The organism is Janthinobacterium agaricidamnosum (assembly GCF_003667705.1).
Classification (GTDB): domain Bacteria; phylum Pseudomonadota; class Gammaproteobacteria; order Burkholderiales; family Burkholderiaceae_D; genus Janthinobacterium.
The window spans coordinates 6,183,077-6,200,986 of record NZ_CP033019.1 but is presented as its reverse complement, the minus strand read 5'-3'; the positions used below and the strand labels follow the sequence as shown (position 1 = coordinate 6,200,986).

The 17,910-nt window shown below is 63.2% G+C and carries 19 protein-coding genes and 1 tRNA gene; 9 read left to right on the top strand and 11 right to left on the bottom strand.

The window, feature by feature from the left end; all coding sequences use genetic code 11:
• Positions 1-2 precede the first annotated feature (2 nt).
• The 7 genes from D9M09_RS28000 to D9M09_RS27965 all read left to right on the top strand — a co-directional run bounded on the left by D9M09_RS28000 (position 3) and on the right by D9M09_RS27965 (position 5,764).
• Entirely contained in the window at positions 3-1,415 is a 1,413-nt protein-coding gene (locus tag D9M09_RS28000) for a cytochrome b (protein ID WP_121671266.1), read from the top strand.
• A gap of 36 nt (positions 1,416-1,451) precedes the next feature.
• The gene (locus D9M09_RS27995; protein ID WP_121670867.1) at positions 1,452-2,216 is read left to right on the top strand and encodes a cytochrome c1; all 765 of its coding nucleotides are present in this window, start codon (positions 1,452-1,454) and stop codon (positions 2,214-2,216) included.
• A 120-nt stretch (positions 2,217-2,336) separates the two neighbouring features.
• A complete protein-coding gene (locus tag D9M09_RS27990; RefSeq protein ID WP_010394154.1) occupies positions 2,337-2,948 on the top strand; it encodes a glutathione S-transferase N-terminal domain-containing protein in 612 nt (203 codons plus the stop codon).
• 225 nt (positions 2,949-3,173) lie between these two features.
• On the top strand, positions 3,174-3,686 hold the full coding sequence (locus tag D9M09_RS27985) for a ClpXP protease specificity-enhancing factor (protein WP_070223748.1): 513 nt from the start codon (positions 3,174-3,176) through the stop codon (positions 3,684-3,686).
• 26 nt (positions 3,687-3,712) lie between these two features.
• A tRNA-Thr gene (locus tag D9M09_RS27980) sits at positions 3,713-3,788 on the top strand.
• Positions 3,789-4,159: 371 nt separating this feature from the next.
• Entirely contained in the window at positions 4,160-4,852 is a 693-nt protein-coding gene (locus tag D9M09_RS27975) for a Panacea domain-containing protein (RefSeq protein ID WP_205602314.1), read from the top strand.
• 705 nt (positions 4,853-5,557) lie between these two features.
• Complete coding sequence (locus D9M09_RS27965) at positions 5,558-5,764, top strand: dodecin (RefSeq protein WP_034753599.1); 207 nt, start codon at positions 5,558-5,560, stop codon at positions 5,762-5,764.
• 15 nt (positions 5,765-5,779) lie between these two features.
• Here the strand turns inward: D9M09_RS27965 and D9M09_RS27960 are convergent, their stop codons facing one another.
• Positions 5,780-6,091 (bottom strand): hypothetical protein, encoded by a 312-nt coding sequence (locus D9M09_RS27960; RefSeq protein WP_070289468.1) that lies wholly within the window; start codon positions 6,089-6,091, stop codon positions 5,780-5,782.
• Between the two features lie 150 nt (positions 6,092-6,241).
• Between D9M09_RS27960 and D9M09_RS27955 the strand changes: the two genes are divergently transcribed.
• Together D9M09_RS27955 and D9M09_RS27950 are read left to right on the top strand one after the other, a co-directional pair.
• Entirely contained in the window at positions 6,242-6,616 is a 375-nt protein-coding gene (locus tag D9M09_RS27955) for a hypothetical protein (RefSeq protein WP_070289467.1), read from the top strand.
• 199 nt (positions 6,617-6,815) lie between these two features.
• Positions 6,816-7,802, top strand: coding sequence for an EDSAP-1 family PEP-CTERM protein (locus D9M09_RS27950; RefSeq protein ID WP_070289466.1), 987 nt, complete (start codon positions 6,816-6,818; stop codon positions 7,800-7,802).
• Positions 7,803-7,872: 70 nt separating this feature from the next.
• Here the strand turns inward: D9M09_RS27950 and D9M09_RS27945 are convergent, their stop codons facing one another.
• The 10 genes from D9M09_RS27945 to D9M09_RS27900 form a co-directional block, all read right to left on the bottom strand.
• The gene (locus D9M09_RS27945; RefSeq protein WP_070219075.1) at positions 7,873-8,943 is read right to left on the bottom strand and encodes a LytR C-terminal domain-containing protein; all 1,071 of its coding nucleotides are present in this window, start codon (positions 8,941-8,943) and stop codon (positions 7,873-7,875) included.
• 13 nt (positions 8,944-8,956) lie between these two features.
• The gene (locus D9M09_RS27940) at positions 8,957-9,895 is read right to left on the bottom strand and encodes a type II secretion system F family protein (protein WP_070289464.1); all 939 of its coding nucleotides are present in this window, start codon (positions 9,893-9,895) and stop codon (positions 8,957-8,959) included.
• A gap of 120 nt (positions 9,896-10,015) precedes the next feature.
• Positions 10,016-10,993, bottom strand: coding sequence for a type II secretion system F family protein (locus D9M09_RS27935; protein WP_070219073.1), 978 nt, complete (start codon positions 10,991-10,993; stop codon positions 10,016-10,018).
• 12 nt (positions 10,994-11,005) lie between these two features.
• Positions 11,006-12,352, bottom strand: coding sequence for a CpaF family protein (locus D9M09_RS27930; protein ID WP_083287262.1), 1,347 nt, complete (start codon positions 12,350-12,352; stop codon positions 11,006-11,008).
• A gap of 50 nt (positions 12,353-12,402) precedes the next feature.
• Complete coding sequence (locus tag D9M09_RS27925; protein WP_070219071.1) at positions 12,403-13,572, bottom strand: AAA family ATPase; 1,170 nt, start codon at positions 13,570-13,572, stop codon at positions 12,403-12,405.
• Positions 13,573-13,627: 55 nt separating this feature from the next.
• Positions 13,628-14,236, bottom strand: a complete 609-nt coding sequence (locus D9M09_RS27920) for a TadE/TadG family type IV pilus assembly protein (RefSeq protein WP_070219070.1) — start codon at positions 14,234-14,236, stop codon at positions 13,628-13,630.
• Positions 14,226-14,708: a TadE/TadG family type IV pilus assembly protein gene (locus tag D9M09_RS27915; protein ID WP_070313047.1), complete on the bottom strand. Its 483-nt coding sequence runs from the start codon at positions 14,706-14,708 to the stop codon at positions 14,226-14,228. The genes D9M09_RS27920 and D9M09_RS27915 overlap by 11 nt, the downstream gene beginning before the upstream one ends.
• Complete coding sequence (locus D9M09_RS27910) at positions 14,705-16,132, bottom strand: pilus assembly protein TadG-related protein (RefSeq protein WP_070219069.1); 1,428 nt, start codon at positions 16,130-16,132, stop codon at positions 14,705-14,707. Before D9M09_RS27910 ends, D9M09_RS27915 begins: the two co-directional genes overlap by 4 nt.
• Entirely contained in the window at positions 16,122-16,430 is a 309-nt protein-coding gene (locus D9M09_RS27905) for a hypothetical protein (RefSeq protein ID WP_070219068.1), read from the bottom strand. Before D9M09_RS27905 ends, D9M09_RS27910 begins: the two co-directional genes overlap by 11 nt.
• A 16-nt stretch (positions 16,431-16,446) precedes the next feature.
• Positions 16,447-17,895 (bottom strand): type II and III secretion system protein family protein, encoded by a 1,449-nt coding sequence (locus D9M09_RS27900; protein ID WP_227742085.1) that lies wholly within the window; start codon positions 17,893-17,895, stop codon positions 16,447-16,449.
• Positions 17,896-17,910 lie beyond the last annotated feature (15 nt).

The window sequence follows — 17,910 nt, the reverse complement described above, 5'->3', positions numbered from 1 at the left end:
TCATGGCTGCTTTCAAAGAAACGAAATTTCCGGCAGACGCTCCCGCCGCCGAAAAAGCGCTGGGCTGGGTCGATGACCGCTTTCCCCTGACCAAGCTGTGGAATGACCAATGGGGCAAGTACTACGCCCCGAAAAACTTCAATTTCTGGTACATCTTCGGCTCGCTGGCCATGCTGGTGCTGGTCTTGCAGATCGTCACCGGCATCTTCCTGACCATGCACTACAAACCGGATGCGGCCCTGGCCTTCAATTCCGTCGAGTACATCATGCGCGAAGTGCCGTGGGGCTGGCTGGTGCGCTACATGCACTCGACGGGCGCCTCGGCCTTCTTCATCATCGTCTACCTGCACATGACGCGCGGCCTGCTGTACGGTTCGTACCGCAAGCCACGTGAACTGATCTGGCTGTTCGGTTTCGCCATCTTCCTGTGCCTGATGGCCGAAGCGTTCTTCGGCTACCTGCTGCCATGGGGACAGATGTCGTACTGGGGCGCACAAGTGATCGTCAACCTGTTCGGCGCCATCCCGTTCATCGGCCCTGACCTGTCGTTGTGGATCCGCGGCGACTACGTGGTGTCCGACGCCACCCTGAACCGCTTCTTCGCCTTCCACGTGATCGCCATCCCGCTGGTACTGCTGGGCTTGGTTGCAGCGCACTTGATCGCCCTGCATGAAGTCGGCTCGAGCAATCCGGACGGCATCGAAGTGAAGGAAAACCTGGGCGCCGATGGCCACCCCGTCGATTCGATCCCTTCGCATCCTTACTACACCGTGCACGACCTGTTCGGCGTCTCGATCTTCCTCGTCATTTTCAGCGCCGTCGTCTTCTTCGCGCCGGAAATGGGCGGTTACTTCCTGGAATACAACAACTTCCTGCCGGGCGACTCGCTGAAAACCCCGCTGCACATCGCGCCAACCTGGTACTTCACGCCGTTCTACTCGGTGCTGCGCGCCACCACGGCCGACTTCATGTACGTGCTGATGGGTGCCGTGGCCGCCTACGTGGTGTTCATCTGGCTCAAGTCGCGCCTGTCGACGACGGTCAAGTCCATCATCGCCGGCATCGCCATCGTCGCCATCATCGGCATGCTGCCGCAGGTGCTCGATGCGAAATTCTGGGGCGTGGTGTTCTTCGGCGGTTCCGTCGTGATCCTGGCGTTCCTGCCATGGCTCGACCATTCGCCCGTGAAATCGATCCGCTACCGTCCGACCTGGCACAAATATGTGTACGCCATCTTCGGCCTGTCGTTCCTGATCCTCGGCTACCTCGGTACCCAGCCGCCAACGGACTTCAGAACCATCGTGTCGCAAGTGTGCACCCTGATTTACTTCAGCTTCTTCCTGCTGATGCCATGGTGGAGTGCCATGGGCAAGTTCAAGACCGTGCCGTCGCGTGTGACGTTTCACCCGCACTAAGCCGCTCTCACGCCACGCTCAAAGGACATACATCATATGAAGATTGCAAAAAAACTGCTCGCCATCCTGGCACTCGTGCCCGCCATGGCTCTCGCCAGCGAAGGCGGCTTTCCGCTGGACAAGGCGCCTGACCGCCAGACCAACATGGCAGCGCTGCAACATGGCGCCAAATTGTTCGTCAATTATTGCTTGAATTGCCACGCCGCCGTGTCGATGCGCTACAACCGGCTGCGCGACCTGGGCTTGACGGAAGACCAGATCAAGCAGAATCTGTTGTTCTCCGGCGATAAAGTCGGCGACTTGATGACGACCAGCCTGGCACCGCAGGACGCCAAGGCCTTCTTTGGCGTCGTACCGCCGGATTTGTCGGTAATTTCGCGCGCGAAATCATCTTCCGCTGGCACAGGCGGCGACTACCTGTATACTTACCTGCGTACGTTCTATAAAGACGACACTCGTCCGACCGGCTGGAACAATATGGTCGTGCCGAATGTTGCCATGCCGCATGTATTATGGGAATTGCAAGGTGTCCAGACTGCCAAGTTCGTGGAAGAGAACGATCCGCACGAAGCTGGCAAGAAGATCCACAAATTTACCGGCTTCGAGCACGTCAAGCCAGGTACGTTGAACAAGATCGAGTACGACAATGCGGTAGCCGACCTGGTCGGCTACATGGAGTGGATGGCCGAACCGGCACAGCAGACACGCAAGCGCCTGGGCGTTTGGGTACTGCTGTTCCTGTCGGTCTTTGCTCTGCTGGCATGGCGCCTTAACGCGTCGTTCTGGAAGGAAGTCAAATAAGTGAGGCGCCGGCCATAGGCCGGTTTATGCCTGTTTCTGCGTTGTCCGCATGAGTGGACAAGCGACCTGGGGTGAGCCGTTCGCGGCTTCACCCCCTTTGTTTCTAAGGAACTATAAAAAATGATGGTTCTCTATTCGGGTACAACCTGCCCATTTTCGCAACGCTGCCGCCTGGTCCTGTTTGAAAAAGGCATGGACTTCGAAGTGCGCGACGTCGACCTGTTCAACAAACCGGAAGACATTTCGACCATGAACCCGTATGGCCAGGTGCCCATCCTGGTCGAGCGCGAACTGATCCTGTATGAATCGAACATCATCAACGAGTACATCGATGAGCGCTTCCCGCATCCGCAACTGATGCCGGCCGATCCGCTGATGCGTGCCCGCGCGCGCCTGATGCTGTTCAATTTCGAGAAAGAACTGTTCGTGCACGTGCACGTGCTGGAAAGCGAACGCGCCAAGAGCAACGACAAGGCCCACGACAAGGCACGCGCGGAAATCCGCGACCGCCTGACGACCCTGGCGCCGCTGTTCCTGAAAAACAAGTACATGCTGGGCGACGAATTCTCGATGCTCGACGTGGCTGTCGCGCCGCTGCTGTGGCGCCTGGACCACTACGGCATCGAACTGTCGAAGACGGCTGCACCGCTGATGAAATACGCCGAACGCATCTTCTCGCGTCCTGCCTACATCGAAGCGCTGACGCCATCCGAAAAAGTCATGCGCCGCTAAAAGATATCCCCATAAAGCTGCTGCGCAGCCCGCTCTCGACTCGGCGTTACCCGCCGTACTGAAGTACGGCTGCGTTACTCAAGCCGATATCGGGCTTGCTCGCGACGCTTTCTGGGGCATCTTGGGCCACGTGTTAAAGTTGTTTTTTGCGCTGTCCCAGTCTTTTGAACTACCGGTGCGCCCGCCTCATGCTGACGGGGGCGCTCCCGCCTCACAGTGCCTATCATGTCTGAAATCTCAACCAAACCTTATATGCTGCGCGCCATCTACGAATGGTGCACCGACAGCGGCTACACGCCTTATCTCGCGGTCAAAGTCGATTCGCGCACCACGGTACCGATGGAATACGTGAAAAAGGGCGAAATCGTGCTCAACATCAGCTTCGGCGCCACCAGCGGCCTGAAGATGGACAACGACGCCATCCGCTTCCACGCCCGCTTTGGCGGCGTCTCGCGCGAAATCTACGTGCCGGTCGACAACGTGATGGCCATCTACGCCAACGAAAACGGCCAGGGCATGGCCTTCGAGCCCGTGCTGGGCAACGATGACCCCGACGCGCAACCGACGGACAGCCCCGCTTCCGCCGACGTCCCGCCGCCCGTGCTCGCCCCCGCCGCCAGCGGCCCGACCCTGTCGTCCGTGCCGGCCAGCTCCCCCGAACAACGCGACAACGCCACGCCCGGCGACGACGAGCCGCCAAAAAAAGGCGGCCGCCCGACCCTGACACGCATTAAATAGCGTATAATTCGCAACGCGCAGTTTTTGCCGACTTAGCTCATTTGGTAGAGCAGTTGATTTGTAATCATCAGGTGGCCAGTTCGAAACCGGCAGTCGGCACCAAGAATATCAAGGGCTTACAGAAATGTAAGCCCTTTTCTTTTGGATCAGTAGCAAGCAAGTGACAACGCCAACTTATAGTTGCGCCTCTCTTGATTACAAGCAATCACACCTCACGTACTACTTTCCAGCGTGGCTTCTTGTCGACGTTCCCGGCAAAGACAGGCATCAATCAGTGTGGTTTCCAGGCTGGTGCACGGTGGAACCCTTTTTGCCGCATGACGACATGCAGAAGCACGTTGACCGACCTCCCCGTCTAGCGGCAAAGCCATCCAGCCGATGCGCTGGCGCTTATCGATTTCGTTTGACAATTATCAAAACTACTGTACATTTATACAGCTAAACTGATCTCATCCACTTTCCGCACATGTTGCATGAGCCAGAGCATCATGCACGGCAATATGTTGACAGCGATGTACTTTGTGCGTAGATTGATCTCGAATAGCTATCCAAATTGCTCAAAATTGATGCGATGGAGGCTCAAAATTATGCAAAACTTATATTCCGAAAAGAAAGCCGCGCAGGTTGCCGCTTACTTCCTATTTCAAGCCCAAGGCCGCCTTCCTGTACTTAAGCTGATGAAGTTGCTTTATCTAGCAGAGCGGCGCTCATATGAGATGTACGGCGATCCGATCATTGGCGACAAGCTTGTTTCTATGGATCACGGACCTGTTCTGTCTCAAACACTGAATCGCATTAACGGAATGTCCTCATCTGAAGATAATGGGTGGGATGCGTGGATCGCGGATCGTGAGGATCATGCTGTGGCTTTGCGTGACGGAAGTCGGATTCGCTCGCCAGAGCAAGACCTTCTGGAATTATCTGAAGCCGAGTTTGAAGTTCTCGCAGAAACTTGGAAAGATTTTGGTCACTTGAGCAAATATCAGATTCGCGACCTCACTCACAAAATTTGCCCTGAGTGGGAAGATCCTGAAGGCTCATCAGTACCCATCACGTTAGAAAAATTGTTCGAAGTACTTAAATTTAATAATGAACAGACACGGTTACTGAAAAAACAATTACGCGAGCAGCAGGCGATCAACGCCGCTTTTACATCGGCGGCATGATGCCCGGCTGGTTACCGCGAGCCAAGGAAACACTCCTCATACCATCTGGTCCTGGTGGTATGTTTCATTTATTTATAGTACTAAATGACCCAGCGCCCATCGATGGCTATCCTGACAATATGTGCGCGCTGGTATGCGTTTGTTCGACCTATCCGAACGTCCCGTTCGATGCAACTTGTGAGCTTCAGGTCGGAAGCCATCCTTTCGTAGAGCATCACAGTCACATCGCCTACAAGCATACTCGACTGGAGCCTGCGGCAACATTGTCGCAATTGGTGGAGAGCGGGGTGTTTCGTGTGCACCGTCCTTGCGGAGACCCGCCTTTTTCAGAGATCAAAGCCGGGCTGAATGCATCGAAGTTCACGAAGGGTGCCTTCAAACGACTACCCATTTAGTTGTGTAGCTAACCTTTTTCTTCCCAGGCGCCTGCAGGATGCTCCTGGTGCCATTGACGCTCATCGCGACCCGAAGTGAGCGCATAGCGTGGGACGCAACGCGGACTATCTCCACCCACACGCCGACAAGACCAACTGAAGTCCCGGTTTTAACCGACAGCAATGTTGCCAACATGATGGCAGCCTTCGCCAGATTCGCAATCGCCTTGCTGCACCGCGCAATGACTATCAGCACATTTAGGCGCAAGATGAGCACGTGCCTGCGCAATGCAGGCTCCCGATGTCTGGCTTGCCTACCTGGGGAAATATCATGTCCGCACACACTTACAAGCTGATCGAACTGGTCGGCACGTCGACCGAGAGCAGCGATCAGGCGATACGCGATGCCATTGCCAAGGCGGCGCTGACGGTCAAGCACATGGACTGGTATGAAGTGACGGAATCGCGCGGGCATATCGTCGATGGCAAGGTGGCGCACTTCCAGGTCACGCTGAAGGTCGGCTTCCGGCTCGAATAGCGTACTGCGGCGCATTCACCGCCGCCCGGCTACTGCCCGGCTCTCCAGCCACTCCCGGCCGCCGGCCTCCAGCGCGGCCTCGATAACCTTTTCCGGCAAGCTGTAGACGGTCGCCCAGCTGGCGCGGCCGTCCTGCGTATTCGCGGGGAAGCTGTGCGTTTCAATCGGCCAGTGGTATTTGCGTTTCAGCGCTTTCACGATGGCGGCCAGCGAGACGCGGCCTTGCAGCGGTTCGGCGCCGGACTGGTCGCGGTTCGACAGCAGCACGGCCAGGACCTGGCCGCGGCCCGTGCGTGCGCCGGGGAAAGTGGGGGTTTTGTTTGCCATGGCCTATTTTACCGGGCAAGCCATGATGTGCCGCACCTTTGATCTGGCGCAAGCGCCGCAACGGCGTTGCGGCCACGATGAGCATTTCGCCAGGCGTGCCGGCGCCCCTCCGGCAGCCTGGGCTAGCGACAAGGGGCACAGGAGAACATCATGCACAGCCTGAACATCCACGCCATGCAATGGCAGCCCGTCGCCGATATTTCCGCCGTCGATCCGCTGCTGCCCGACGACCTGGCGTGTTTTCGCGAACTGCGCGACGTGCTGCAGCGCTATGGCGCGCTCGACCGCTTCGGCATTTCCCTGATCCACCGCCATTTCGACATCGCCGACGACGAGGAGCTGATGGAGTACACGGATGCGGCCGCCCGCACGTTGACGGTGAAGCCTGTCAAGAAAAGCGACATCGACTGGCAGCACACGACGATTACCAACTGGAAATTGACGGAAGGCGAGGAAGTGGCGCGCATCGGCTGCGGCTGCGCGCGCAATTCGGGTGGCCACCTGGGTTATCACCGGGGCACCTGAAAGCGGCGTCGGCCTTTCTTACACTTTGCTTCCACCGGCTCAGTCTGCTTTACGCAAGCACTTGATTCCATGTGCTTTTTTTGTGTGGCATACAAGCTGCTTATCACTGTCTACGAGATGAATTCAGACAAGTCATTCTGGACATTCTGGATTCTTTCTCCCCCGGATTTCCCGAGACTGACTACGATAAGAGGCTGCGATGAACGTCGATCACACACGAAACAAGACCCTGGGTTGGCTGGGCGCACTGGCGGCGGCAAGTCTGCTGGCCAGTGGTCAGGCGCAGGCAGGTGCGTACGGCCTGGCCGTCAACGAGTTGAACAATTTCCGTATCACCACCAGCGCTGGCGCGCTGTCGCTGGCTGGCGCCAACCGCAATGCCAGCGACAGCGCCTTTTTCCAGGGCGGCGTGGCCGTCAATCCGCGCGCCGTCAATACGGGTCCGGCTGCCAACGCCGACGTGCTGCAAGTGTGCTCCGGCACCGGCTGCAGCGCCTCGCCGCAAAACCACTACGCGCCCACCGCTGCACTGGAGTTCGCGCGCGGCGATGCGCATTCCTTCGGCAATATGCTCACTGCCGCCGGCTCCACCGTCAGCGCCGTGTCAGAAGCGCAGCGCAACACGGTGGGGGCGGCGTCCTCCACGGCCGGCGACACGCTGACCGGCTCCGTCAACCTGACCCTGTCGAGCGCCGGCTTCATCACCTTCAGCTTCATGGGCCGACGCGACCTGCGCACCAGCGTGACGACCATGGGCGACAAGTCGAACGTGTCGATCATGGATATCTTCAATATCTCGTGCAATGCCGCCAGTCCCGTCGGCTGCCTGTCGCATGCGAATGCCGACGGCGTGATCTTCCAGTTCGCGCCTGATGGCGATGCCAGTAATGGCAGCGACATCAATGGCAACCATACGGTCGGCAGCCTGGACCCGTTCAGCCTGAACATGACGGCCGGCACCAACGACCCGGCCACCGGGCGCGCCTTCACGAATGGCTTCGCGATGTTTTCCCTGACCTCGAATTTCGCCCTGCCCGCCGGCAGCTACACCTTGAATTTTTCCAAGTCCACGCGCACCGACATCGTCGTCATCGATCCCTTGCAAGTGCCGGAGCCAGGCACCCTGTTCCTGCTGGGGACGGGATTGGCCGCCCTCGCCTTTACGCGCCGCCGCCAGGCTAAATAAGCACTGGCACGCTCAAAAGCACGCGGCGCCCGCAAAAGGCGCCGCGTTTTTTTATGCCAGCCGATGCGTGTTAACCGAGCCGTGCCAGCGCCTGGCGCGCCAGCTGCAATTGCTGCAGATAATAGCGGTGCAGCATGGCGGGGTCGCTCAAGTCGCGCCCCAGTACCAGACGCAGCTCGCTGGCGGGGCAATCGGCGGCCTGGGTCTGCACCTGGGTCTGCACCTGCGTACCCAACTGGCGGGCCAGCTGGCGCGCCGCCTGTTCCTGCGCGGGCCGGTACTCGACGCGCGTGCGCGCCACCTGGAAGCTGGCTTCATTGGCCAGGCGCACCACCTGCACGGGCGCTCCTGCCAGACTGCGCGCCAGCGCGGCGGCCAGGCCCGGCACGCCGTTGCCGTTGACAATTTCCAGGCGCGGACGCGGCGTGCCAGCCACAGGCGCAGCCGGCACCAATGGGCTAACGGTCAGGCTGCGCACCGCCGCCGGCACGCGTCTCAGGCGGGCCATGCCATCGCTCTGCGTGATCTCCACGCGCGCCATGGCGGGCGCATCGGGCACCGGCGCGGGCACGCCCTGCGGCGGCGCCTCGCCGCGCAACAAGGCCAGATCGCGCCGCACATCGTGTTCCTGCAAGCTGGCCGCCTGGCGCCGCATGACGGCGGCGCGCTCGTGCTGTCCCAGCCGTTCCAGTACCTGCGCCAGGTGCTGCCAGGCCAGCGCATTGAGCGGATCGAGCAGGCATGCCTGTTCCAGCACGGGCAAGGCTTGCGCGTCGCGTCCGCTTAAATAATAGGCGTGGCCGAGATTGCTGAACAGATAGGCCTGCTGCGGCTGCCGTGTACCCGCCTCCTGCGTCAAGGCCAGCCAATGGGCGATCGCCGCGTCATGCTCGCCCCGCTGCGCGTGCAGCACGGCCAGTCCGTTGCGCGCGTTCACGTGGCGCGGCGCATGGCGCAGGGCTTGCTCATAAGCCGCTTGCGCCGCGGGCAGGTCGCCCCGCTCGACATGCTGGCGCCCCGCCGCATAGGCGGCATCGGCGTCAGGCCACTGCGGCGCCGGTGCATGGGCCAGCTGCGTGGTACAGGCGGCCAGGCCCAGACAGGCGCAGGCGGCGGCCAGGCGGGATATCGTCAAGCGCATGGTGAGACTCCTTTCAGCGGCTGGCCATGGCCGGCACGAGCACGCGATAGACTTCGATCACGGCCGGCCCCATCAGCACCAGCATCAGGGTGGGAAAGACGCAAAAAATCAGCGGGAACAGCAGCTTTAACGCGATCTTCGCCGCAGCCTCCTCGGCCAGCAGGCTGCGCTTGCCGCGCAGATTTTCCGAATGCACGCGCAGCGAATCGCCCATGCTGGTGCCGAAGCGTTCCGACTGGATCAGCATGGCGACCAGGGTATCGACGTCTTCCACGCCGCTGCGCAAGGCCAGGTTGCGCAGCGCCTTTTCCTTGGAAAAACCGGCGCGCATTTCCATCAGCACCAGTTGCAATTCCTGCGCCAGTACCACGCTTTTGATGTGGATCTCGCCCGACACCTTTACCAGCGCGCGCTCCAGGCTCAAGCCCGCTTCCACGCACACGGTCAGCAAGTCGAGCGCATCGGGGATGTTTTCGAAAATGTCGCGCTGGCGCCGCTTGGCCGTGCTGGCCAGCACCAGGTTGGGCAGGTAATAGCCGATGGTGGCGCTGACGCACAGCAGCAACAGCAGCACGCTGCGCAGCTGCGCCGCCATGGCGCTGGCCGCATACAGGCCCAGCACGGTGGGAAACAGCAGGGCCAGCACGCTTTTCGCCGCAAAGTACAGGGCCGGCGCGCTCGCCTGGCGCCAGCCCGCGTTCATGAAACGCGTGCGCAGCGGCGAGCGCTCCCAGCCCTCTTCCGGCAGCGACAGCTTGCTGAACGGCTGCGCCACACGCACCACCCTCTCGACCCAGCCAGTATCGGCCACCGCCTCGCTGGCGGCCGACGCCGTGGCGCCGAACAGACGCTGGCGCAAGGTGCCGGGAAAGAAGATCAGCCACGCCAGCAGGGCCAGCGCCACCACCACGGCAAAGACGATCAACAAGAACAGCAGTTGTGCACCGGTCATGAAGTATTCCTCCTCTGATCGACTGAAAAAACGTTCAGGGCTAGGCGCGTCGCCGAAGACAGTACGGACGTACGGCGAGGCGACGCAACAACGCCATGGACTTTTTTTCAGGCGCGCCCTTCAAATACGGATACGGATGACGTTACGCATCCAGACGACGCCCAGCGCCACCATGCCAGCCGCGTACCACAACAGTTTGATGCCGCTGGGATCGGTCCACAGCAGGCGGATGTATTGCGGGTTGACCAGGGCCATGACGCCGATCATCACCACCGGCATCAGGCCCAGCACCCAGGCCGACATGCGTCCCTCGGCCGACAGCACGCGCACCTGTCCCAGCAACTTCAAGCGGGCGCGGATGATGCGGGCGATGCTGACCAGCACCTCGGCCAGGTTGCCGCCCGATTCGCGCTGCACCAGCACGGCGATGACGAGGTAGCGCAAGTCCGTCAGCGGGATGCGCGCAGCCAGATTTTGCAGCGCTTCGTTCATCGGCACGCCGTAATTGATCTCTTCGTGCGCCGTCTTGAATTCGCCGCTGATCGGCTCATTGAGTTCGTCTCCCACCATTTGCAGCACGTTCGAAAACGAATGTCCGGCGCGCAGCGCGCGGGCCAGAAAATCGGCCGCTTCCGGCAGTTGCGCCTCGATCTTTTTCAGCCGCGCCGCGCGCGCGCGCAGCACGAACAAACACGGTGCGCTCACGGCACAGGACAGCAGCAGCAAGGCGCCGGGCAAGGGCATGGACCAGGCCGCCAACAGCAGCAAGGCCGCCAGCAGCAAGGCGCCGCTGCCGCCCAGGAATTGCGCCACCGACCAGGACAAGCCCGATTGCAGCAGCAAATGATCCAGCCGCGCCGCCTGCGGCATGCGCCGCAGCAGCCGCTCCAGGCCGGGCGAACGCGCATAGCGGCGCTGCTTGAGGATGGAGACGCGCTCGCCGCCCGCCTCGCCGCGCGCCGCCATCAGCCGCAGGCGCCGGTTGATGCGCCGCGCCGCGCTGCCATGCGTGCCCGACCACCACAGCCAGGCCCCTTCCACCATCAGAATGCAGGCGGCGAACAGCAGCACGGCAAAGCCGTAGAAGACCAGGTCCATGATCCCTCCCCCTTACTCATAAATTCGGTCCGGGTCGAACACCGTGTCCGGCACCGGCGCGCCGAACATGCGCAAGCGCTCCGTAAAGCGGGGCCGCACGCCCGTGGCGCAAAAGTGGCCCTGCACCTTGCCGTCGGCATCGACGCCCGTCTGCTCGAAGCGGAAGATTTCATGCATGGCGATGATGTCGCCTTCCATCCCCGTCACTTCCTGCAGGCTGACCAGCTTGCGCGCGCCATCCGTCAGGCGCGACACTTGCATCACCACCGTCACGGCCGAACAGATCTGCTGGCGCGTGGCGCGCGGCGTCAGGTTCACGTTGGCCATGCCGACCATGTTTTCCAGCCGCGCCAGCGCGTCGCGCGCCGTGTTCGAATGGATGGTCGCCAGCGACCCTTCATGGCCCGTGTTCATCGCCTGCAGCATGTCGAGCGCCTCGGCGCCGCGCACCTCGCCCAGGATGATGCGGTCGGGCCGCATGCGCAGCGCATTGCGCACCAGCGCGCGCTGGCTTACTTCGCCCTTGCCTTCGATATTTGGCGGGCGCGTTTCCAGGCGTACCACGTGCGGCTGGCGCAGCGCCAGTTCGGCCGCATCCTCGATGGTGACGATGCGCTCGCTGCCGGGAATGAAGCCGGACAGCACGTTGAGCAGGGTCGTCTTGCCGCTGCCAGTGCCGCCCGAGATCAGGATATTGATCTTCGCCTGGCCCAGCGCCTGCAGCACCTGCACCATGGGCGGCGTCAGGCTTTTGTAGTCGAGCAGGTTGGCGATGCTCAAAGGCTGCACGGCAAAGCGCCGGATGGACAGGATCGGGCCATCGACGGCCAGCGGCGGAATGATGGCATTCACGCGCGAGCCGTCCGGCAGGCGCGCGTCGACCATCGGGCTCGATTCATCGACGCGCCGTCCCACGCGCGAGACGATCTTTTCGATGATCTTCATCAGGTGCGCATTGTCGTGGAAGGTCACGTCCGTCAGCTGCAGCCGCCCGCCCCGCTCCACGTACACCTTGTCGCAGGTATTGACGAGGATGTCGGACACGCTGGCATCGGCCAGCAGGGGTTCGAGCGGACCAAAGCCCAGCATCTCGTGCTGGATGTCGAGCACCAGGCTATGCCGCTCGTGCTGATTGAGGACGATGCGCTCTTCCTCGATCACGCGCTGCACCAGCAGCGCCAGCTCATGCTTGAACTGCTCGGCAGTCAGGCGTTTCAGGCGTTCCAGGTCGATACGGTCGAGTATCGTCTGGTGCATGGTTTTTTTCAGTTCCTGGTAGGCGTGCAGCGCCAGCGCGCCTTGTCCATTGCTGGCGGGGCGCACCGTTTCATTTGCCGCCAGGCGTTCGCGTAAAGTCATCTCGGCTCCCATGATGGCCCCCGGCGGGAGCCTTGACATATGTTTCTGTCCTAAACCTCGCTGCGGCTGAACAGGCGGTCGAACAGGCCGCGGCTTTCCGTCACGCGGCGCGCCGTCACCAGCTCCACCAGCTCGGCCAGGCTGCGCGCCACGGCGCTGGTGCGCGACAGCTGCAGCAGCGGGATGCCCTGGTTGACGGAATCGGTGGCGGCGATGTAATCGTTGGGCACCGTGTGCACCACTTCCGCGCCCAGCGCCTGCTCCAGGTCCGCCAGGCGCAGGCGCCCGCCCTTCTCATAACGGTTGACGATCAGGCGCAGGCGCTCGCCCGGATAGCCGAGCGAACGGAAAATGTCGAGCAGGCGCCGCCCGTCGCGGATGTCGGGCAAGGCCAGCTGCAGCACCGGATAGATGGCGTCGGCGTTGTCGAGCGCGCGCAACGACAGCGCATCGATCTGGCGTCCCACGTCGAGCACGATGTAGTCGTAGTGCTGGCGCGCCACGGCCAGGATGCGGTCCATGTGCTCGGGCTGCATGTCGACCTTGTGCGCGGGGTCGTCGGCCGCCGCCAGCACGCCGAAGTTCGGCGTCACGTGCACCAGGCACGAGGCGAGGAAGGCGCCGTCCATGCGCGCGATCTGGGCACAGATGTCGGACAGTGTCATCGCCGGCTTCTGGTCCGAGACATACAGGGTGGCGTCGCCGAACTGGCCATGCAGGTCGATCAGCAGCACCTTGCAGCCGGCCAGGCTGGCCAGCGCGTAGGAAAAATTCGTCGACAGAAAAGTGGCGCCGCTGCCGCCCTTGCACGAGATGAAGGCGAGGACTTTACCGTCGCGCATCTGCGTCACGCCGGCCTGGATATCGACCCGGTCCATCGCCTCGTGGAAGGCCTTGTGCACCAGCGGCAGCTGCAGCACTTCGCGCATGCCGGCGCGCATGGCGCGGATCAGCACATCCTGCTGCTGTCCGCGCGTGAGCAGCATCAGCACGGCCAGCGGATACTGGCGCGCCAGGCGCTCGAGCAGGTCGGCTTCGTCGGCATCGATACCGCTGGCGTCGACGATCACCAGTTCCGGTGCTTCCGGCAGCATGCGCTCGACGGCGTCGCGCAGGCCGCTGCGCCGTTCCAGCAGCCGCAGCACGGGCATGCGGGCCGCCCCCTGCGCGGCAATTTCATCGTGCAAGCTGGCGTCGCGGCTAATCATCAGGGCTTTCATCGCACTTCCTCGCTTCTTTCAGGTCTACACAGTCGGCTGCGCCGCCAAGTGGCGCTCAAGGACAAAAACCGGGATTGTCCGGATAACCCAGCGACTCGGCCACGGCCATGGTGGCGCCGTTGGGCAGGCGCACGGCGCCTGCGCCGGAAGGAAACATCACTGCCAGCAGCGGCAGGATGGGCCGGTACGGCACGCTCTCGCAGCGTCCGCCATCGCCGGGCACGCACAGGCGCGCGCGCACGAAACGGATGCAGCTGGCGCCATGCGGATCGTCCAGGCAATTGATGCGGTTACGCTGCGGACAACCGGGCATCACCGTCACCGGCAATGCCGCCAGCGCGGCGCCGCCGCTGGACTGTGACAGGTAATCGATGCGCACATACGCGTCGCTGATGCCGCCGCCCAGCGGCAGCACGCCAGGCGCGGCGCGCAGCACGGCTTGCGCGCGCACGGCCTGCAGCGCACTTGCATTGCTGAAATCGGTAACGGCGGCGCCGCGCGCGGCACGCCGGGTAATCTCGTGCACCATATTCCATAGATACACGGCGCGCGCCACTTCCAGCATGGCGAACAGGAAGAGAAAAAACAGCAGCGCCAGCATGGCGAACTCGACGGCGAAGACGCCGCCCTGGCGCTGCCGGCGGGGGCGCAGGTTAATTAACATAGCGTACTGTCGCATTGGCGCGCAGCGGGATCGGCGCCAGCTGCGGCAGCCACTTGCGGGTCAGTTCGGGCAGGAAATCCACAGGCATGTCGACGGACAACTTGATGCGCACCTGCAGCGGCGCCGCCGCATAAGTGCCGCAGCTGTAGGAGTCGTCGGCATACACGCATTCCACGCTGATCAGGTATGGCTGCATGGCCGGCCAGCTTTCCGCCATGGCATCGACCACCATCTGCCGGGCAAACACGGCACCCTGGTTCGCCGTGTCGCCCCTGGCCATCTGCGACAGCGGCATGGTGGCCAGGTAGCGCGCCGCATCGTGCGTACTTTTTTGCAGGGCCGTGTACACCAGCAACGCGCGGCCGAACAGCAGCACGAAAGGCAGCAGCGCCATGAAAAACAGCAGGATCAGCGCCAGCTCGATGGCGGCGACACCCTCCTGGCGGCGTCGCGCGCGGCAGGGCGGCCTCATTGCAGCAACTCCGCAGGGCCCGCCAGCGCGCCCTCGGCCACGAGGCCGTCAAATTCGGCGCTCAACACGCCGTTGCTGGCCGGCGCCGTCATGAAGAAGCGGCCGATGCCGCGCACCTGCGCCAGCACGTCGCTGCCGGCCGGCACCGGGCAGGCCAGCAGGGCAATATGCAGCAGGCGCCGCTGCGCCACGCCCGTATTGCCGGTCGGCGCCGTCTGGTAAGCCAGCGTCTGGTATGGCGGCGTGGCAGGGTAGCCGGGCTTGGCGGCCGGCGCGGCAGGGCTAGCCGGATACAGCCTGGCCCAGTCGCTGGTGGCGAACGGCACGTAGCCGCCGGCCGGCTTCACACTGCTGTACTTGACCGCCTTGCCAAACGACCACAGCGGGCCGTAACTGCCAACGGCAGGCGGCGTCGCGTTCGATTCCGGATCGGCCACGGACAGCAGCGGATTGCCGGTGCTCAGGGCGCTCGGCGCGTCGGGCGAGTTCGTCATCCACCAGTTCGTGGCCGTATTCGGATAGGCGCGGATATTCGTGTCGGGCGGCGCCGTGACGGGATGACAGCCGCTGCCCGCATGCAGGTTGAAGCGCGCGTTGAAGGCCGGCCACAAGGCGGCGGGAAACGGCCGGTGCACATGCACTTGCGCACTGCCGATGCGCGGGTACAGCACCGTGCCGTTGCACACAAACGGCAGCACGCTGGACTCGCCGACCTGCAGCGACGAGCCCACCACGCCCGGCTGGCCCAGGGGATTGAGCACGAAGTGTTCGGCCGCCGGACCGTGCGGATTGAGTTTCAACAGGTTATACGCCACGCCGCGGCGAAAACCATATTCCAGCAGCTCGACGGCCGGCAGCAGCGCCGCATTCGTGCGCGGGCTGGCCGCGCTGGCCGACAGCGCGCACACGGCCAGCGGCGTCAGGTTCAGGCTGGTACGTCCTGCCACGGCGCGCCCCCCCGTGTCCAGGGTGCGCAGCGCCGGCGACAAGGCGCCCAGGAACGCCGTCGCCACCCGCCCCAGCGACGGTGCATTGGCCTGCGTATCGACGCGCACGAACAGCGCCGTGGCGGCGTCGGGCACGGCGCCCGCCGCATGCCATTCGCTGGCGGGCGCGCCGGGCGCGCTGGCGAAGCGGATGCTGGCGTCCGACAGGATCGCGCCCTGCATGCGGCGCCGCCACGCGCTCTTGTCGGCCGCACTCTGCTTGGCCTTGTCCACGGCAGCGAGCAAGCCTTCGGGCGTGCCCACCAGTTCGGCGGCCGCCGCCAGCGCCGCGTTGTCGGCCAGGTTCTGCAATTCCGTCTTGCGGCCGATGACCTGTCCCACGTCGAGCGCCAGGCCGATAAAGCCCAGCACCAGGATAAGCAGGATGGAAAAGGCGATCAGCATCGCCCCGCGCTCGCGCCGGCGTCTATTTGCCATTGGCGCCTCCCAGCATGAACTGCACCGGCTGCGGCGTCTGGCCGTTCGGTTCGGCGAACGAGGCGCGGTAGCGCTGCATGACGGCGTGCGCGCTGGGGCCGTCAAGCCCGTCGGCAGGCTGGCGATTGTCCGCGCTGGCCGGATCGCGCACCTGCTGCGCCATGGCCAGACGCACGGCGTCGCCGAAGCGCGGGTCCAGCTGCGGCGTGCTGCTACTGCTGTGCGCGCAGGCTGCCAGCTGCAGCGCCAGGGTCAGCGCGGCCAGGCGCCGCAGCCATATCAGGAGCGAATTCGGCATGGCGTGTCTCCCCGTCTCATTTCAACTCGAAGCCGTTGGCCGCGCGCGGCGGCGGCACGGACGGCGGCGCTGGCGGCACGGTGGCTTCCATCTTGCCGCGCAACATCAAGTCCGTGCGCGAAGGCGGCGCCAGCTGCGCCGTCGGCAGCACGACATCGGCCGGCAAGGGTTTCACCAGGTGCGCGGTAATGACGAACAACAATTCCGTGCGGTCATGCTGGAAGTCCGTGCTGCGAAACAGCGCGCCGAGGATGGGCAGTTCGCTCAGCCACGGCACGCCCGCGATGTTGCTCACCTGGTTGTTCTTGATCAAGCCGCCGATGGCATAGCTCTGGCCGTCATACAGCTGCACCGTGGTCGAAGCGCGCCGCGTGGTGATGACGGGCAAAATAGAACGTCCGCTGACGCCGGCGGCGGAAATGCCCACCCCTTCGCGCGACAGTTCCGACACTTCCGGCGCCACCTTCAAATTGATGCGCCCGCCCGACAGCACGGTGGGGGTAAATCGCAGGCCGACGCCATACTCGCGCTCTTCCAGCGTGATCTTGTTGTTGTCCTGGCCGACGGGAATGAATATCTTGCCGCCGGCCAGAAAACTGCCCTCCTGTCCGCTGATCGCCATCACCGTCGGCTCGGCCAGGATGCGTACCAGGCCATCCTGTTTCTGCGCCTCGATGGTCAGCTGCTGGCCATTCGACTTGCGCACGTCGAGCAAGCCATTGGCCGTGCCGCTCAAGAAATTCGACAGCAAGGTGGTGGCCCAGCTGCCGGAGGCGAAGCGCAGGGTGGCGCCCACTTCCAGCCGTTCCAGCAGCGACTTCGACACTTCGGCGATCTGCACGGCCAGCATCACCTGCTGCGGCGCGCTGACGTCGAGCATATTGATGACGCGGCTGTTCGCGCTGCCCGCGCCGCCGGGTGCAGCGGCCGCGAGCGGCAAGGCGGCGCCATCGGCTGGCTTGGGCAGCGCCAGCGGTGCGGTGGCGCGGCGCACATACGCATGCGCCAGCTCGACGGCGCGCAGCACGGCGCCCGCATCCTGCACCGTGCCCGACAGCACCAGGGTATCGGCCACGGCCGTCACGCGGATGGCTTTTTCTTCCGGCATCAGGGCCGCCAGGGTCGTTTGCAGGCCGGACGGGTCCATGCTGACACTGACGTTCACCACGCTGCACACGCCGCTCCTGCCCTGGATGATCATATTCGTGCTGCCCACGTCGACACCGACTACATACAAGGTGTCGGGTGCGACCAGCATGGCTTGCAGCATGGCCGGATTGCCGACGCTGCGGGCCAGCACCGCCTCGGGCAGGTGCAACATGCTCGACTTGCCCACCTGCAGCTGCAAGTTGCCGGGCGTCGCCGCTTCGCCGCCGCAGCGGGGGCCAGGATCGGCTGCCGCGCCGGCAAGCGGCAACAGCAGGCAGCACAGTGTCAGCAGGGCGCGGTTCATGAGCGTGTCCATGGTTGATCAAGGCAA

Excerpts from the sequence above, each read along its gene's own strand:
- D9M09_RS28000 (WP_121671266.1), top strand. The coding sequence starts at position 3 with ATGGCTGCTTTCAAAGAAACGAAATTTCCGGCAGACGCTCCCGCCGCC.
- D9M09_RS27995 (WP_121670867.1), top strand. The coding sequence starts at position 1,452 with ATGAAGATTGCAAAAAAACTGCTCGCCATCCTGGCACTCGTGCCCGCC.
- D9M09_RS27990 (WP_010394154.1), top strand. The coding sequence starts at position 2,337 with ATGATGGTTCTCTATTCGGGTACAACCTGCCCATTTTCGCAACGCTGC.
- D9M09_RS27985 (WP_070223748.1), top strand. The coding sequence starts at position 3,174 with ATGTCTGAAATCTCAACCAAACCTTATATGCTGCGCGCCATCTACGAA.
- D9M09_RS27975 (WP_205602314.1), top strand. The coding sequence starts at position 4,160 with ATGAGCCAGAGCATCATGCACGGCAATATGTTGACAGCGATGTACTTT.
- D9M09_RS27965 (WP_034753599.1), top strand. The coding sequence starts at position 5,558 with ATGTCCGCACACACTTACAAGCTGATCGAACTGGTCGGCACGTCGACC.
- D9M09_RS27960 (WP_070289468.1), bottom strand. The coding sequence starts at position 6,091 with ATGGCAAACAAAACCCCCACTTTCCCCGGCGCACGCACGGGCCGCGGC.
- D9M09_RS27955 (WP_070289467.1), top strand. The coding sequence starts at position 6,242 with ATGCACAGCCTGAACATCCACGCCATGCAATGGCAGCCCGTCGCCGAT.
- D9M09_RS27950 (WP_070289466.1), top strand. The coding sequence starts at position 6,816 with ATGAACGTCGATCACACACGAAACAAGACCCTGGGTTGGCTGGGCGCA.
- D9M09_RS27945 (WP_070219075.1), bottom strand. The coding sequence starts at position 8,943 with ATGCGCTTGACGATATCCCGCCTGGCCGCCGCCTGCGCCTGTCTGGGC.
- D9M09_RS27940 (WP_070289464.1), bottom strand. The coding sequence starts at position 9,895 with ATGACCGGTGCACAACTGCTGTTCTTGTTGATCGTCTTTGCCGTGGTG.
- D9M09_RS27935 (WP_070219073.1), bottom strand. The coding sequence starts at position 10,993 with ATGGACCTGGTCTTCTACGGCTTTGCCGTGCTGCTGTTCGCCGCCTGC.
- D9M09_RS27930 (WP_083287262.1), bottom strand. The coding sequence starts at position 12,352 with ATGACTTTACGCGAACGCCTGGCGGCAAATGAAACGGTGCGCCCCGCC.
- D9M09_RS27925 (WP_070219071.1), bottom strand. The coding sequence starts at position 13,572 with ATGAAAGCCCTGATGATTAGCCGCGACGCCAGCTTGCACGATGAAATT.
- D9M09_RS27920 (WP_070219070.1), bottom strand. The coding sequence starts at position 14,236 with ATGTTAATTAACCTGCGCCCCCGCCGGCAGCGCCAGGGCGGCGTCTTC.
- D9M09_RS27915 (WP_070313047.1), bottom strand. The coding sequence starts at position 14,708 with ATGAGGCCGCCCTGCCGCGCGCGACGCCGCCAGGAGGGTGTCGCCGCC.
- D9M09_RS27910 (WP_070219069.1), bottom strand. The coding sequence starts at position 16,132 with ATGGCAAATAGACGCCGGCGCGAGCGCGGGGCGATGCTGATCGCCTTT.
- D9M09_RS27905 (WP_070219068.1), bottom strand. The coding sequence starts at position 16,430 with ATGCCGAATTCGCTCCTGATATGGCTGCGGCGCCTGGCCGCGCTGACC.
- D9M09_RS27900 (WP_227742085.1), bottom strand. The coding sequence starts at position 17,895 with ATGGACACGCTCATGAACCGCGCCCTGCTGACACTGTGCTGCCTGCTG.